This is a genomic window from Citrobacter sp. CRE-46, assembly GCF_059615875.1.
The window spans coordinates 1,270,313-1,287,445 of the sequence record NZ_CM184341.1 but is presented as its reverse complement, the minus strand read 5'-3'; the positions used below and the strand labels follow the sequence as shown (position 1 = coordinate 1,287,445).

At 47.5% G+C, this 17,133-nt stretch carries 8 protein-coding genes, 1 other RNA gene and 1 pseudogene; 9 read left to right on the top strand and 1 reads right to left on the bottom strand.

Going from position 1 to position 17,133, the window contains the following annotated elements; all coding sequences use genetic code 11:
- Nucleotides 1–49 precede the first annotated feature (49 nt).
- The 5 genes from AC534G_RS06115 (at nt 50) to AC534G_RS06095 (ending at nt 6,695) form a co-directional block, all read left to right on the top strand.
- Complete coding sequence (locus AC534G_RS06115) at nt 50–1,459, top strand: TolC family outer membrane protein (RefSeq protein WP_069325287.1); 1,410 nt, start codon at nt 50–52, stop codon at nt 1,457–1,459.
- Nucleotides 1,456–3,642, top strand: a complete 2,187-nt coding sequence (locus tag AC534G_RS06110) for a type I secretion system permease/ATPase (RefSeq protein WP_110497106.1) — start codon at nt 1,456–1,458, stop codon at nt 3,640–3,642. The genes AC534G_RS06115 and AC534G_RS06110 overlap by 4 nt, the downstream gene beginning before the upstream one ends.
- Nucleotides 3,643–3,649: 7 nt before the next feature.
- Nucleotides 3,650–4,813, top strand: coding sequence for a beta-barrel domain-containing protein (locus AC534G_RS06105; RefSeq protein ID WP_110498798.1), 1,164 nt, complete (start codon nt 3,650–3,652; stop codon nt 4,811–4,813).
- Between the two features lie 72 nt (nt 4,814–4,885).
- Nucleotides 4,886–5,249: a transfer-messenger RNA gene (ssrA, locus tag AC534G_RS06100) on the top strand.
- Nucleotides 5,250–5,453: 204 nt separating this feature from the next.
- Nucleotides 5,454–6,695 carry an integrase gene (locus AC534G_RS06095; protein ID WP_496594519.1) on the top strand — a complete coding sequence of 414 codons (1,242 nt, stop codon included), beginning with the start codon at nt 5,454–5,456 and terminating at the stop codon, nt 6,693–6,695.
- A gap of 70 nt (nt 6,696–6,765) precedes the next feature.
- Here the strand turns inward: AC534G_RS06095 and AC534G_RS06090 are convergent.
- A pseudogene (locus AC534G_RS06090) lies at nt 6,766–6,945 on the bottom strand (hypothetical protein); the annotation flags it as partial.
- A 65-nt stretch (nt 6,946–7,010) separates the two neighbouring features.
- Here AC534G_RS06090 and AC534G_RS06085 point away from each other — a divergent pair.
- From AC534G_RS06085 to AC534G_RS06070, 4 genes are all read left to right on the top strand, one after another.
- Nucleotides 7,011–8,158, top strand: a protein-coding gene (locus AC534G_RS06085) for an IS3 family transposase (RefSeq protein ID WP_096755719.1) whose coding sequence is annotated in 2 segments (ribosomal slippage) — nt 7,011–7,248 and nt 7,248–8,158 — 1,149 coding nt in all. Because the reading frame shifts where the segments join, the coding sequence is not laid out codon by codon here.
- Complete coding sequence (locus AC534G_RS06080; RefSeq protein WP_496594518.1) at nt 8,121–14,213, top strand: AAA family ATPase; 6,093 nt, start codon at nt 8,121–8,123, stop codon at nt 14,211–14,213. The genes AC534G_RS06085 and AC534G_RS06080 overlap by 38 nt, the downstream gene beginning before the upstream one ends.
- A 38-nt stretch (nt 14,214–14,251) precedes the next feature.
- The gene (locus AC534G_RS06075) at nt 14,252–14,737 is read left to right on the top strand and encodes a hypothetical protein (RefSeq protein ID WP_152900793.1); all 486 of its coding nucleotides are present in this window, start codon (nt 14,252–14,254) and stop codon (nt 14,735–14,737) included.
- An 89-nt stretch (nt 14,738–14,826) separates the two neighbouring features.
- Nucleotides 14,827–17,115 carry a KAP family P-loop NTPase fold protein gene (locus AC534G_RS06070; protein WP_319830485.1) on the top strand — a complete coding sequence of 763 codons (2,289 nt, stop codon included), beginning with the start codon at nt 14,827–14,829 and terminating at the stop codon, nt 17,113–17,115.
- Nucleotides 17,116–17,133: the final 18 nt, after the last annotated feature.

Below are 17,133 nucleotides of genomic sequence, written 5' to 3'. Positions count from 1 at the left end.
GACGCCCGGAGCAACTGCCGTAACGGTTGTATTTTGAAAGGGATGAGATATGGGAAAAGTCATGCCCGTGGCATTACTGCTGGCATTAACGCTGTGTTCCATGCGGGTGAATGCCGAAGATGAACCGCAAGTTATTACGCCGGAAGGGTTGGCAAACAGCCAGATGCTTCCAAGCCTTGACGGCTCCGTCGCCGATCTGCCGCTAAGCCCTGCCGCCCCCGGAACTCTGACGCTGAACGATGCCGTGAGTCGTGCCGTGAGCTGGCACCCTTCCATTCGTGAATCTATCGGCAAACTACTCTCACAGAATGAGCAGATAGACGTGGCGAAATCGAAATATTACCCGCAGGTAACTGCCGGAATGAACAACGGCTACAGCAATACTTACACCGACCACGGCTTTAGCCCGGCCCTGGTTATTTCGGTGTCGCAAATGCTGTATGACTTCGGCAAAGTGGCCAGCCAGGTCCGCGCTGAAACGGCAGGATCCGCGCAACAACAGGCTAATGTGTTACTCAGTATTGATACCATCGCCCACGCGACCGCCAACGCGATAGTCCAGGTGCAGACGTGGCAGCAGATGGTGGACGCCGCCGAGGAGCAACTCTCCGCTCTGAACGGCATTGGCCGATTGACCCGGCAACGCAATGATGAAGGCGCAACCTCACTATCAGACGTGGTGCAAACCGATGCGCGCATAGAGTCCGCACGTTCGCAACTGGCGCAGTATCAGGCCAATCTCGACAGCAGCAAGGCAACGCTGATGAGTTTTCTCGGCTGGAACTCGCTCAACGGCATCAGCAATGAATTTCCCGGCAAACTGGACAGCAGTTGTGATGTCGTTAAACCCGACGATAAGCTGGTTCCTGCCGTGCTGGCGGCGTGGGCGCAGGCGAATGTGGCGCAGGCCAATCTCGACTACGCCAACGCGCAAATGACGCCGACTATCTCTCTGGAGCCGTCGGTTCAGCACTATCTCAACGACAAATATCCCAGCCATGAGGTGCTCGACAAAACCCAGTACTCCGCATGGGTAAAAGTTGAAATGCCGCTGTATCAGGGAGGCGGACTTACCGCCAGACGCAACGCCGCCAGTCATGCGGTTGAGTCAGCCCAGTATTCCATTCAACGAACCCGGCTTGAGGTACGGCAGAAATTACTGGAATCCCGCAGCCAGGCGATGAGTCTTGCCACCGCTCTGCAAATTCTGCGACGCCAGCAGCGACTGAGTGAACAAACGCGCGAGCTGTATCAACAGCAGTATCTGGATCTTGGCTCTCGCCCGTTGCTCGATGTGCTTAACGCCGAGCAGGAGGTGTATCAGGCGCGTTTTGCTGAACTCCAGACCCAAAACCAGCTACGCCAGTTACAGCTGAACTGCCTCTACAACACCGGCTCGCTACGCCAGGCATTCGCCTTAAATAACCGCAGCATTCAATCGGTGGAGATACAGCTATGAGCGACGTCGATTCACATGCGGAAGAGGCCATTGGCGAACAGGCCCTGAGCCAGTGGGCGCAGGCGATGACGTATATTGCCAGCCACTATCGCGTTGCCTGCTCCCCCGGCGCAATCCAGGCCAACGCGCCATGGTTTGCAGGAAAAAACCGCACCCTCGCGCTGACGCAACTGGCGCGCCAGGCAGGCCTGTCATTTCACGCACTGGATACCACAAAGCAGGCGTTCAGCCAGTGGCGTTTACCGGTAGTGGCTGAACTGCGCGACGGCCAAATCATGGTGCTAGAACATTTCAACGGTGACGATGCGCTGGATGTTTTTATCATCGCCGAAGAGGGGCAGCGTAACCGGCTGACGGTTGCAGAGCTTGTGCCGGAGATCGTAAGCATTACCGCGCTGCGTCCGCTTTCGGCGCTAAAAGACAGTCGGGTAGACCGCTATATTTCTCGCTTTAAGCCGGACTGGATGCGCGAACTGGTTTTACAGGATATCCGCCCTTACCTGCCGGTGATGGTTGCCGCTTTTCTGATTAACGTTCTGTCGCTCGCCGGGATTATCTTTTCGATGCAGGTCTACGATCGGGTGATTCCGGCCCAGTCGTATCCGACGCTATATGTTCTCTCAACCGGCGTTCTGGTGGCGGTCCTGTTTGGCTTTCTGCTGCGCGAAGCACGTACCCACATTATGGATCTGCTGGGTAAACGCGCCGATATGCGCATTTCCGATCGGGTGTTCAGCCATGCCCTGCGGCTGCGTAATAGCGCCGTACCTCGCTCGACGGGGAGCTTTATTTCTCAACTCCGCGAGCTGGAGCAGGTTCGCGAGATGATCACCTCCTCGACCATGTCGACTATTGTCGATCTGCCTTTTTTCTTTCTGTTTATCGTGGTATTGGCCTGCATTGCCCCGCCGCTGGCATGGATAGCGCCCGTCGCCGCCCTGCTGATGATCCTGCCTGGTTTACTGTTACAGAAGAAGCTGGCGGTGCTCGCCAACCAGGCCGCACATGAATCCACCCTGCGCAACGCGGTACTGGTTGAAAGCGTTCAGGGGCTGGAGGACATCAAGCTGATGCAGGCGGAAAACCGCTTTTTACAGCAGTGGAACAGCTACATCCGTATTACCGGAGAGTCCGGACTGCGCACGCGCAAGCTGACTCAGGGGCTGATTGGTTGGGGCATGTCGGTACAAAGCCTGGTCTACGCCGCCATTATTATGTTCGGCGCGCCGATGGTCATTGAAGGCACGATGACCACCGGGGCCGTGGTGGCCGCCTCCATGCTCGGTTCCAGAATGATTGCCCCAATGGCTAACCTGTGCGGCGTGCTGGCCCGCTGGCAGCAGGTCAAAGCAGCGAAGATGGGGTTGGACAGCATCATGCAGCTCCCCACCGAAACGCAATACGATGAAGATCGGGTACATCAGGAGATTCTTCACGGTCATTATCTCTTTGAAAACGCGCACTTTCGCTACCACAGCGACGATCAGCGCGTGCCGCTGCGTATCTCACGTCTGGAGATCATGCCCGGGGAACGAATAGCGCTCCTCGGTCGTAACGGCGCGGGGAAATCAACGCTGCTGCAGGCCATGGCGGGCGGCGTGGAGATTATTCAGGGCGAGGTCCGACTCGATAACCTGAGCCTGGCGCAAATCGATCTGGCCGATTTACGCCGCAACATCGGTTTTCTCAGCCAGAATGCGCGGCTGTTTTTCGGCACCCTGCGTGAGAACCTGACTCTTGGCGCGCCGCATGCCAGCGACGCGCAGATATTCGACGCGCTGGAGGTCAGCGGCGCAGCGGCTTTCGTTAAACAACTCGCCAAAGGGCTGGCGCATCCGATTATGGAGGGCGGCAACGGTCTGTCCGGTGGACAGCGGCAGTCGATACTGCTGGCAAGAATGCTGCTGCGCTCACCCAATATCGTGCTACTGGACGAACCCAGCGCTTCACTGGATGAACATACCGAGCGGGAGTTTATTCAGCGGCTAAACCTCTGGCTGGGCAACCGTACACTGATTGTCGCCACCCATCGCGTGCCGGTTCTGGAGCTGGTCGAGCGCGTGGTGGTATTGAAAGAAGGTCAACTGGTGATGGATGCCCCGAAAGCGCAGGCATTGAGTGCAAGTCGGGCACCTGTACCTACTCACGGTCGGGAGTGGAAAAATGAAAACCAATCCGCATGACGCCGCCATGGACGATCTGGATATCCGCCGCGAACACCATTTTTCCGGGGCCAGCCGCATTATTCTGCTCAGCACGCTGTTATTTGCCGTGCTGGGTATCTGGGCGTATTTCGGTAAACTGGATGAAGTCTCAACCGGCAGCGGGAAAGTGATCCCCAGCTCACGTGAGCAGGTATTGCAGTCGCTGGATGGCGGGATCCTCGCCGAGCTGACGGTACGCGAGGGCGATAAGGTGCAGGCCAATCAAATCGTAGCGCGCCTCGATCCTACCCGCTCTGAGTCCAACGTTGGGGAAAGCGCCGCCCGCTATCGCGCCTCGTTGGCTTCCAGCGCGCGGCTTAATGCTGAAGTTAACGATCTGCCGCTGACCTTTCCCGATTCACTACGCGCCTGGCCGGATCTCATCGCCTCCGAAACGCGTCTGTATAAAAGCCGCCGCGCGCAGCTTGCTGATTCCATGGCGGAACTGCAGGACGCGCTGGTCTCAGTCAATAAAGAGCTGGCCATTACCCAACGTCTGGAGAAAAGCGGCGCCGCCAGCCATGTGGAAGTGCTGCGCCTGCAACGACAAAAAAGCGATCTGGGATTAAAAATCACTGACCTGCGTTCCCAATACTTCGTGCAGGCGCGTGAAGCGCTGTCTAAAGCCAACGCCGAAGTGGATATGCTGGCGGCCATTTTGAAAGGACGTGAGGATTCCGTCACCCGGCTGACCGTGCGCGCGCCCATGCGCGGCATCGTGAAAAATATCCAGGTCACCACCATTGGCGGGGTTATCCCACCCAATGGCGAAATGATGGAAATCGTGCCAATAGACGATCATCTACTCATTGAAACCCGTCTGTCGCCGCGTGATATCGCATTTATTCACCCTGGCCAGCGAGCGCTGGTCAAGATAACCGCTTATGACTACGCCATTTATGGCGGTCTGGAAGGCGTAGTTGAAACCATCTCTCCGGACACTATTCAGGATAAAGTGAAACCGGAAATCTTCTACTACCGCGTGTTTATCCGTACCCATCAGGACTACCTGGAGAACAAACTGGGACGCCAGTTCTCCATCGTACCGGGCATGATTGCCACAGTGGATATAAAAACAGGTGAAAAAACCATCGCCGACTATTTAATCAAACCGTTTAATCGGGCTAAAGAAGCGCTACGCGAGCGGTAAATCCTTAAGGATTAGGGGTTGCGGGGGCTGGTCACGCGTGTCACAAGTCTGTTATACTTGCTCTAACACATTGGGGCTGATTCTGGATTCGACGGGATTCGCGAAACCCAAGGTGCATGCCGAGGGGCGGTTGGCCTCGTAAAAAGCCGCAAAAAAATAGTCGCAAACGACGAAAACTACGCTTTAGCAGCTTAATAACCTGCTCTGAGCCCTCTCTCCCTAGCTTCCGCTCTTAAGACGGGGATCAAAGAGAGGTCAAACCCAAAAGAGATCGCGTGGATGCCCTGCCTGGGGTTGAAGCGTTAAAACTAATCAGGCTAGTCTGGTAGTGGCGTGTCCGTCCGCAGGTGCCAGGCGAATGTAAAGACGAACTAAGCATGTAGTACCGAGGATGTAGGAATTTCGGACGCGGGTTCAACTCCCGCCAGCTCCACCAAAATTCTCCATCGGTGATTACCAGAGTCATCCGATGAAGTCCTAAGAGCCCGTACGGCGCAAGCCCTGCGGGCTTTTTTGTGCCTTGAGTTTGTCCCGCGAAGTCTGATGCCAACTAATTAAATCCGAACCTTTTAGGCACCTTGTTAGGCACCTCATAAAGCTTTATTGTTTTTGAGGTGCCTAAAACTATGGAAACCCGGCAATGGCAAGACAAACCAAACCTCTATCCGTTAAAGAAATCGAATCTGCTAAACCCAAGGAAGCGGACTACGTTCTCTATGATGGCGATGGCCTTGAGCTACTTATCAAATCCAGCGGGAGTAAAATCTGGCAGTTTCGCTACATTCGCCCTGTAACCAAGAAACGTGCGAAGAAGAGCATAGGCCCCTACCCGTCAGTTACGCTTGCCGATGCCAGAAACTACCGGGCAGAGTCACGCTCTCTCCTGGCGAAACAAATCGATCCACAGGAACATCAGCAAGAACAACTTCGCAGTTCGCTTGAAGCTAAAACCAATACTTTCCAACTCGTGGCTGAACGATGGTGGAATGTGAAGAAAGCCAGCGTGACAGAGGACTATGCCGACGATATCTGGCGCTCTCTTGAAAGAGATGTCTTTCCTGCAATTGGCGACGTTAGCGTTACAGATATTAAAGCTCACACACTGGTTCAGGCCGTCCAACCGGTTCAGGCCAGAGGAGCACTGGAAACCGTTCGTCGCCTGTGCCAGCGCATTAATGAGGTCATGATCTATGCCCAAAACATAGGGCTGATTGATGCTGTTCCCAGCGTTAATATTGGTAAAGCCTTCGAGAAGCCTCAGAAAAAGAACATGCCCAGCATTCGACCGAATCAGCTACCTCAACTGATGCAGACAATGCGAACAGCCAGCATTAGCCTTTCCACACGCTGCCTGTTCATGTGGCAACTTCTTACTATTACCCGCCCTGCCGAAGCGGCTGAAGCTCGCTGGGAAGAGATAGACATAGAAGCACAAGAGTGGAAGATTCCTGCAGCACGCATGAAAATGAACCGCGACCATACTGTTCCATTGTCAGATGAAGCAATTGCGATACTAGAGATGATGAAGCCGTTAAGTGGAAATCGAGAATTTATCTTTCCCAGCCGCATCAAGCCAAACCAACCTATGAACAGTCAGACCGTAAACGCATCGCTAAAACGCGCAGGTTTTGGTGGAGTGCTCGTTTCACACGGTCTGCGATCTATCGCCAGTACAGCCCTTAATGAACAAGGCTTTCCGCCTGATGTTATTGAGGCAGCACTGGCCCACGTGGATAAGAATGAGGTACGTCGAGCATATAACCGCAGCGATTATCTTGAACAGAGACGCCCGATGATGCAGTGGTGGGCTGACTTCGTTATGGCTGCTGATCACGGAAGTATGATTGGAGATGGCATTCGAGGTATAAGGCTCGTCGGATAGTATTTATATAAGCGCCTCAAACTGGCGCTTATGTCTTTCACTCAAATCCGAAGCTCCGATTAATAACTGATTATTTTTTTCTTACATTCGCATCAAAAGCTTGTTTAATACTTTCATTATTTTGCGACCAAGATTTCATGATAGTTTCAGCTAAGGCATCTTGACTAGCAGTTGCTAATCTATATTTTTTACTTTGGTTATCAATCATAAAATCTGATTCCTCAACAAATTCCCACAAAGGTTCAATGAGAGTGAATCGCCACGGGTTTAACAGACACCTCAGAGTCATTTAAGATGGCTTAAAGAGAGGTGCCCATGAGCGGTAAGCGTTATCCCGAAGAGTTTAAAATTGAAGCAGTCAAACAGGTTGTTGATCGCGGTTATTCTGTTGCCAGCGTTGCAACACGTCTCGATATCACCACCCACAGCCTTTACGCCTGGATAAAGAAGTACGGTCCAGATTCTTCCACTAATAAAGAAGAGTCAGATGCTCAGGCCGAGATCCGCCGTCTCCAGAAAGAGCTGAAGCGGGTTACCGACGAACGGGACATATTAAAAAAAGCCGCGGCGTACTTCGCAAAGCTGTCCGACTGAGGTACGCCTTTATCCGTGACAACACCTGTTGCTGGCCTGTTCGCCTGCTCTGTCGGGTGCTGGATGTTCATCCCAGTGGTTTTTACGCCTGGCTTCAGCAGCCGCATTCACAACGCCATCAGGCAGACCTGAGGCTGACAGGGCAGATTAAACAGTTCTGGCTGGAATCGGGATGCGTCTATGGTTATCGCAAAATCCATTTGGATCTGCGGGACAGCGGGCAACAGTGCGGAGTGAACAGAGTCTGGCGACTGATGAAACGTGTCGGGATAAAGGCTCAGGTCGGATACCGGAGCCCGCGGGCACGTAAAGGCGAGGCCAGTATCGTGTCGCCCAACAGGCTCCAGCGACAGTTCAATCCGGATGCTCCGGATGAGAGTTGGGTAACGGACATAACCTACATCAGGACCCACGAAGGCTGGCTGTATCTTGCCGTGGTTGTTGATCTGTTCTCACGCAAAATTATCGGCTGGTCCATACAATCCCGGATGACAAAGGACATTGTCCTGAACGCACTGCTGATGGCTGTATGGCGGCGTAATCCCCAAAAACAGGTGCTGGTTCATTCGGATCAGGGCAGTCAGTACACAAGCCATGAGTGGCAGTCGTTCCTGAAATCACACGGCCTGGAGGGCAGCATGAGCCGTCGCGGTAACTGCCATGATAATGCGGTTGCAGAAAGCTTTTTCCAGTTGTTGAAACGTGAACGGATAAAGAAAAAAATCTACGGAACGCGGGAAGAAGCCCGCAGCGATATTTTTGATTACATCGAAATGTTTTATAACAGTAAGCGTCGGCATGGTTCTAGCGAACAGATGTCACCGACAGAATATGAAAACCAGTATTATCAACGGCTCGGAAGTGTCTAGATTATCCGTGGCGATTCAATCAGCCCCATCCCTGAACATTGGCAAGACCACTCATCTACCTCCGGCTGAAGGCGAACGTCGAGCAATACGTGGTTACATGGGCCAGTATGAAAAGGCAGGTGCAGCCATTTATGCTGAGTTGGAGTATGGGCAATTAAAGTGGATTGGGGTTGCAGATCGCAGTGCAGGTATCGCTGATGATCTCGTTCTGGGATTTGATGGAGTGGTCATCGGGCACCAATTTAAAACATCACGATTCCCAAGTTCATTTACTCTACCAACACTTTTGACTGGATCTGCTGGATTACTCAAACCATTAGTTTACGCTTGGGAAAAACTATGCAATACCCATCCCGATTCCCGAGTTGAAATCCGCTTGGTAGTAAACGATTACCCATCTGTGAAAGATACTATTGGTTCAGAAGAACCAGCACATAGCGCCGCTTTTCTTTATGAGTTTGGGCGTTTTCCTGACCGTTCTCTACAAGAATGGCGATCCGGCAACTGGCATAATTTTATCGAAAAATTAATGCAACATTCTGGATTAAATGACAATAACTTCGAAATGTTCATTCATGCGTTACGCGTAATATACGGTTCTGCTGCAGATTTTGTTCAGTCATATAAGCTGAGTGCTGAGCAGGCTAGGTTAGCGTCTGAAATTGCTCAACTATTACCTCGGCTCGTTTCAGATTCAAGAGATAAGGATCGCTGGTCCCGGGACGAAATATTGCATGAACTGGGTTGGAAAGATCCGATTAAAACTCGTCATATTCATCAATTCCCGATCGGTGCCCATGTTCAGCGCAATCGGGATACAGAATTACAACTGCTCCAAACACTACGCAACACAGTTAATGGTTATATAGCGCTAATTGGGCCTCCAGGTTCGGGGAAATCGACTTTACTGCAACTGGCTCTGGCTGCAGAGCCAAATGTCCGGGTGGTGCGTTATCTGGCTTTCGTGCCTGGAGCGGCACAAGGAGTAGGACGCGGAGAAGCCGATGACTTTTTGGATGATATATCTGCCCAGTTACGTAAAAGTGGATTATTGGGCATCCGTCTTCGAAATAATAACCAATTTGAAAGGCGTGAGCAATTTGGGGAACTTCTCAAACAAGCCGGTGAACGTTACATAAGCAATGCTGTCAGGACAGTTATTATTGTCGATGGGCTCGATCATATACCTCGTGAAGAATTACCAGTCCGTTCCCTATTGAGCGAATTACCCCTCCCCTCGGCCATTCCTGAAGGTGTTACCTTTGTTCTCGGTACTCAACACCTTGAACTTAAGCATTTAAAACCAGCAGTGCAAGAGCAAGCTGCAGCCTCAGGACGTTTTGTAACGATGCGTCCACTGGGAAGAGTGGCGGTCGCAAGGATGGCAGATACCCTTGGTCTTAGTTCAACAATTTCGCGGGTAAAACTTTACGAACTCAGCCGTGGTCATCCCCTGGCTGCAAATTATCTAGTTCAGGCGCTGCTTGTTTCTGATGCGGATGCTATATCAAATATCCTCGCCGGAGGAATGAAATTTGATGGTGATATTGAATCGGTTTACACCTCAGCATGGAGAGAAATCGTAAATGCCCCTGATGTAATGCATGTTTTGGGATTCCTTGCTCGTATTGAGGCTCCAATGCCCCTGAGGCTTTTGGCAACAATCATTGATGTTCAATCAATTGAACGTACGCTAAAAACTGTCCAGCATTTACTTAAAGAAACACCTCACGGGTGGACCGTATTCCACAATAGCTTTCGCCTTTATGTACTCTCCAAACCAAAAATAACGCTTGGCAGTATAGATGAAACTTATTCACAAAATATTTATCGAAAATTAGCTCACTTATCGCGCCATGCACCTGATCACTCGCTCCAGTCTTGGTTAGAACTGCGTTATCTCGCTCGCGCTGGTGATCAAGAAGAACTCCTGACGCTGGCAACACCTAAATATTTCAGGCAACAATTTGCCCATGGACGTTCATTGGCAGATATTGATGCGGATATTCGCCTCGCTATGATCGCTGCGCGTTCATCGTTCGATGGTGTCGTAATCACGCGGTTACTACTTTGCAGCGATGAAATGTCCAGGCGTGCAGCAGCATTGGAACATGCTGATGAACTGCCCAGGGCAATGTTAAAGGCTGGATATGTTGATGCTGCTTTTTCATTCGTTCAAGATTTTCCTAATGCCGGTTATGAAGTAGTAGATGCACTTTTGGAGCTAAATGAGTTCGATCGCGCAAAAGAACTTTTTGAAGAACTTGAGCCACTGTCACAATTACATACATCTCGATTTGAAAATTACGGTCATTCTCATAATCTCAATGAGTTTAAAAAATGGGCAAGGAGAGTTTTTCATTTTAGAGACTATGAGCAGATCAAGCAGGCAATAGACTTTATTTCAGTTGAAGGCATGACAAAATCCCCAGAGTACTTAGCAGAAGGAAATATCGATTCGATAAATACACAGTTGAGATTAGAGGTGGCTAGGGCAATTGTATGCTGGCAAGCAGATGTGGATATCCAGGATATCTGCGATAAGTTAGAAATTAAAGAAGAAGAACACCTAGGGCTTACAATTCAGGCTGGGTTTTCGGCCAGAGATCGTGGAGACAAAAAACTAGCACTAGACTTATTCAGCAAAGCTATTAAATCACCTGGCTTTGATAATATCCATAATGGATGGAGACGTTCTATCGCATTATTTTCCGCTTCATCCAATTTTTTTGAAATAGCTTCACGACTTTTTGACACCCTTTTCATGCCACAAATAAAAATGGCTGACAAAGAAATGGAATCAGTAAAAGCGCTTGTAACTGCAATAATAGAACATGTGCAGCTAGCTACAATTCTTGGAAAGAAATTACCTGAAGCAACATTATCCGAGCATATAATTTTTCGGCCCTTGCAATCTCATGCGACTGAGGCAGGACATCTGCTCGGTATGGCAATGAAAGAAACAGACTCTATAACATCTGGCAGTGTTCAAAGAGCCTGCCGTATGCTTATGAAATATATATTAAAACTCAATTCCCATTCTGGAAGTGACCATTATCAAGCTCAAGTAGCTTTACAAGGTACGTTACCTATTATTAAAACATTAATCCAAACTGCAGCATTATGTGGTTTGAAAGAATATAGCTCCGTAAAAAAAGAAATTGACATTGTATTTCCCGTGCTAGCACTAAAAGGTAATTTTCTACTGCGTCATGAGTTAGCAATTGCCATGTATCAGGCTGATGGCGATCGGGAAAGCGCAGCTGCGCGGCTTGAACCAATGATAAATGAGCTTATAGAAAATACGCCTAGCGAGCAACTTGAAGCTCTAGCTTATTTAGCAAACAGTTTTACTGCCATTGGAGAGATTGAGCGTGCCCGAAGCTTACTTTCTTCAGCGCATGACCATTGTTTTGGTTATGCTTTGGCAGCACGTAAGGATCCGTTATACTCGATTTGGCGAAATATTCTAGTCTTAGCTAATGCCACCGATCCTGATCAGCGTGACCAACGAATAAGACAGCTTATGCGCCAAGTTGATGGCATGAAAGAGACTGAAGGGGCAAACGCAGCATATCGTTTAACTGAAGTATTGATTAATGAATCCATGTATATTAATTCACATAGTGGATATCAAATTGCTCAGACGCTGACGAATTGGGGTATGATACCGTGGCCCAATCAGGTTAATGAGCTAATGATAGGCATTCTGAGAGGCAGACCAGAATTGCTGCTTACATGTATTTCAATTTGGTGTAACTTATGCCTGCCATTCTATATGGAACCACATTATCGTGATCCCTCACATGTCGGTGATTTTATAGACATAGCTGTCGATACTTCTGAATTGACGTTACTCGTTGAAGTTGTTTTTATTTTATTAGATGCCATAGAAGTTCGCAGTCGAGCTCACGAACGTCTCACTTTACTCAAACGCTTACATGCTGCTGCGAGCAGACATTCGTTTGAAAACATTCAGAGAATTGACAATGCTATTAGCCGCTGGTCATTTGAAGAACCTCCGGCACGCCATTCCTACACACCGCAAAAATACGACGATGCCTCAACCCTTGACGAACTGCAATTAGCATTTGAAACGGATGGAAAGAAGCTTGATTATAATGCGTCCTCTCGCTTTCGTGAACTTGCACACTCTGCTTCATTAGATCAAGTTATGCATGTTTATGAAAGCTGGGATTGTTTAAAGTCTGATGCACGTTGCCGTTTTTTTATTGCCGAGCGGCTTGTGAAAGATGGAAAGACTGAATTAGCAAGAAAATTAGTACAAGAATATGATGCCAGTAATGAACGAGAGAATTATTGGAGCCCATGGATGGGAGGGAGACAGCTCGACTTCTATCGCATACGTAAATTGCTTGACGGAGATAAAATATACCGCGAAGCATACGAAAACCTCATCGACTCGATCGTAGCAGGTAAAGAAAATACAATGTCACTACTGATGGATATAGATTCCATCTTACCTTTTATATGCCAAAATCCCGACTGGCCTGCCGTTTGGTCTATTCTGGCCGAACAAATGTCATCAACTCGTGAATATAATCTTGGTACTCCATTTGAATTTAAAGAAGAAGTCATGACAGATGAGAGCCTCCTCTCGGAATTGTTATACTTTGCATTGAGGTTACCAGTATCAGAAGTACGACGACATGCAAGGCATTGTGCACTTGAGCAAGCAGATCTAAAACCAGCAGGACAAAACGTGTTTGAGTCTACGATGATAAAACTCCTTACCGGTATCCTTGATGAACCACATCAAGCATTACAAATCTTACTTATGCTAGAACACAATATTTTTGCATTTCGGCTGCATGATTATGTGGCCAGTCTTGCAAATCATCGTGATGTTGCCGTGGCTGAAGCCGCATATTTGTTAGCACAACGTTGGCTGATTCCTGTATCCAGAGATTTTCACCCATTGCCACTAACCTATCAGTTGACTCTTGGAGGGGAGCTTAATCATGACAATCTTTTATCAGACTCAGCAACAGGAGCCATGTTTGTAGAAACTGACTTAGGTTGGACGCAGATGCTCCGCCCTGTTGCTAAGGTATTGGCAAGTCTGGCTGATTGTGATGAAACCAACATACGTCAGCGCGCTGCAACATTTATTCAGAAGTGGGGGGGATTAAAAGTATTCGGCCAAGAAAGCATTAAAACCGTAGAATCCCAGTTACGTATATTATCAATGAAAATTACTTACCAAAAACCTCACGCATATATTGGAATACTTGCACTTCGTCATGTGGCAGGAGAGCTACGCAGGGCAGGCCTACTTTCGAAAAGGGATTTACCAACACTCTTGGAACAGTTGGATGCGCCTTTACCGCCGGCCCCACCTGTAAAAATTTGTGTTCGGCCTAAAGGGATCAAGAGGCCACTTAAAGTACCGAATGTCTCTTGGAATGAATCGGAGGAGGCCTGGGTTAAACTCGTGAGTGAAGATACCAAACCTTGGGCAGAGCAGGTCGACGAATTGGTTATCGCTGAAATATCACAATTTAAAATTCATGATGCCCGACGCGCGGATTATCAAGTTTACCGTTTTCGCTCGCCACAACTATCCGCCCATACTGAAGAATTTTGGAAATGGTATGGGAGTTTACCTGCAGCCGTATGGCTCGGAGAAATTGTTCCACTTGATGAGGAAATTGCAACGTCAATAGTAAGGCGCATTGTAAGTTCTATTGGCACAATGTCTCTTCAGGACTTCCCAATAACTTTATGCCCTAATCTACAGTCATTTCTTGGATGGCAGAATTGCAATGAGGATCCTAATGTTTATCTCGATAAAAACTCGCTCGCTGTCGCAAGATTAGTTCATTGGAGAGATGCTGGCCCCGTGGATATAGATGATGATTCAATTTGGGGAGAAGGTTGCTATCTATCAATTACCAGAGCAGGTTTGGCACAAATTCAGAACGTCCTTGGTGAACTCATAGTTCATAGTTTTGCCAGTCGTGAAGTTCAAAAATTGTTCGAAGGTGCGGAAAAAATGAAAAAAACCGCCGTGGATTACTACTCAATTCATTAACCTAAATATCTGTTCTACAAGTTAAAATGATTACAATATTGAAAAAAATGGCCAAATCATCCGCTACTCCAGTTTTTTGTACTTTATTAGGAGTGATAATCTCTAGTGGATTAGGTTGGTTTGGTAGCTATCAGTCAAGCCAGGTAAACTACAAATCATCCTGTATCGCGCGTATAGACCAACAAGAAGCAATACTTCGGGATAAGTACAGTCAATTTCTTGTGGCGCTGACTAACTTCTCATTCTCCCCAGACATCGTGGGAAGAGATAACCCACAGATTTTTAGGAAAATTTCGCTCCCCCTTGCTGCAAGTGCAATGGAAGTGACAGCTTATGCACCTACATCACTTACACTAGTAACATTAAAAGTTACTGAAGCATTAAATGCAGCAATCAATGCTGGCGATGATCAGATTAAGCGTGAAGAATCTATTCAAAAGGCATTACAATCATCGTCAGGTTCGTATAAAGCTTATCATGCGTCATTGGATGAATTAACCAAACAAAGGGCTGGCTGTGGATAAATATCGCTACTCTATGTTGAATTATCAAAAATAGAGTTTTGGTAAGAATTTTTTGTTCCAGATGTTTTTTATTATTCAATAGGGGCACTATGTTTAATTTTCTGAAGAAAAAAAAAGCTATTAAAACCATCTCGTTAGACAACGATTGCACCAGCACTTCAAGCGAAGTGATAGCAACAAATGACCAATTCACTTCGGATCAACCTATAACGGGTAAGTCCCAAGACCGTTTTAATCGAGCACCATTTGCCACCCGAATAGCGGAAACGATCGCTACCAGAGGGGAGCATTCAAGCATTGTCATAGGTATATTCGGTCCATGGGGGGACGGGAAAACCTCTGTTCTTGAAATGATGCAAGAAACGCTTCAATCTCATGCTAACGTTGTTACTATTCGTTTTAATCCTTGGCATTTCCAGAGTGAAGAACTACTGTTAAGAGGTTTTTTCACGACCTTAGCTGATGGGATGGGACAGTCTCTTCCGAATATGAAAGAGAAAGCTGGCGAGCTTTTGAAAAAATATGGAAATCTACTTTCTCTTGCATCCATAACCGTTGGTGGAGTAATTCAAATTACTCCAGGTGAGACAGCCAAAGGATTTGGCGATGCGATGTCTAATGTTGGATTAGATGAACTTAAAGCTCGCATTGAAGGGATGTTAGATGAAGCAAATAAAAGATTGGTCATCATGATAGATGATATTGATCGTTTAGACCGTACAGAAACTCATGCAATTTTCAAGTTAGTTAAGCTATCCGCTAGTTTTAAGCATACATCTTATGTTCTTGCATTTGATGATGCAGTTGTATCTGCATCTCTCGGAGAACGTTATGGGGATGGCGGCTCCGCTGCTGGCCGTGCCTTTTTAGAAAAAATTATTCAGGTGCCATTACACCTCCCTCCTGCAGATCAAAATAGCCTACGAGCACTTGCTTTAGAAAGCATTCAGAATACTTTAAATCAAACTGAAATACAATTAACTCAACCGCAAGTAGATACATTCATTAGACATTTTGATGATGCTGTACTACCAAATCTTGAAACACCAAGACGTGCAAAATTATATTCTAATGCATTAATGTTTGCATTGCCGATTCTTAAGGGGGAGGCAAATCCGGTTGATTTAATGCTAATTGAGGGAATTAGAGTTATATTCCCTAGTTTGTATATAACAATAAGAGAAAACCCAGAGCTTTTTCTAAATGGAGAGAGAGATAGATCTCAACGCCGACTCCAAGATAGAGGCGGGGAAATTGACAGTCTTATTGAGCAAGCTACTCCCTTGTTGACAGATAGCGAGCGTGAAGTATTAAAATCGCGGCTTCTGGTCCCACTTTTTCCTCGCATTGGAAATATGGGCTATGGCCACGAATGGGAAGAAACTTGGGGTAAAGAGCAAAAAATATGTTCCAGTCAGTATTTCAAGAGGTATTTTACGTATAGTATACCTATTGGAGATGTCCCTGATGCACAAATAAAATCCCTATGTGAAGACCTACCTTCAGCGACTGATCTAGAAAAGCGAGCGATGTTAGAAACATTAGCTTTACGGCAAGCATTGCCACGTGCAATTTCAAGACTGCGCCAATTAGTGGACTCGTTGACGCCAACGCAAGCCATTTCCCTTATTACTGCATTAACAATGAATGGTGATTTTTTACCCCGTGAACGAGGCATGATGATTCTTGCCGATACACAGGCCAAAGCAGCAATGCTAATTTCGGAACTATTAAGACAAATACCGGATAAACAATCTCGACAGATTGAAGCTGAACGCGCTATTCAATTGGCTACACCTATTAGTTTTGCGATGGAGTGTATTAGATGGATAAGTCACTACGATGGTAAATCAGAGGAAAAAAGAGTTTTATCTGACGACGGTGAACTATCGCTAAAAGTGATTCTCACTGCACGTATTGAAGATGCGGATAACTTATCTCCTATTTTTGTAAGTTACTCTAAAGACGCATCTTCTTTGTATTGGTGCTGGATTGATGGAACGTCTGAAACACACGTTCAGAAGAAAATAATATCTCATTTTGATAAAGACCCAGAACTATTGGACGTTTTCTTAGCATGCTATGTTGGAGAGGCGTGGGGAATGGAGAGTGGTCTCCCAAGGCCAGCAGACTTTAGAAGAGATCAATACAACGCGGTATGTAGCATTGTTCCCGCAGAATATATAGCTTCAAATCTTAAATTACGTTATGGGGAAGAGCTTGAACACCCTGAAAGTTATCCATCTGAAAATATGTTGCAAGCTCGCCGTGTTGCGCATCAATTCATGAATGTACATCAATATGTTCTTGCAGAAAAGAAAAATGCCAAACTGCCTTCAGATGATGCTCCATCTGACGAAATAAACACAAAAGAGTAATAATACAAGACCCAATAT

Bases quoted from the DNA above. Each gene is read 5' to 3' on its own strand.
- AC534G_RS06115 (WP_069325287.1), top strand. From the start codon at position 50: ATGGGAAAAGTCATGCCCGTGGCATTACTGCTGGCATTAACGCTGTGT.
- AC534G_RS06110 (WP_110497106.1), top strand. From the start codon at position 1,456: ATGAGCGACGTCGATTCACATGCGGAAGAGGCCATTGGCGAACAGGCC.
- AC534G_RS06105 (WP_110498798.1), top strand. From the start codon at position 3,650: ATGGACGATCTGGATATCCGCCGCGAACACCATTTTTCCGGGGCCAGC.
- AC534G_RS06095 (WP_496594519.1), top strand. From the start codon at position 5,454: ATGGCAAGACAAACCAAACCTCTATCCGTTAAAGAAATCGAATCTGCT.
- AC534G_RS06080 (WP_496594518.1), top strand. From the start codon at position 8,121: ATGAAAACCAGTATTATCAACGGCTCGGAAGTGTCTAGATTATCCGTG.
- AC534G_RS06070 (WP_319830485.1), top strand. From the start codon at position 14,827: ATGTTTAATTTTCTGAAGAAAAAAAAAGCTATTAAAACCATCTCGTTA.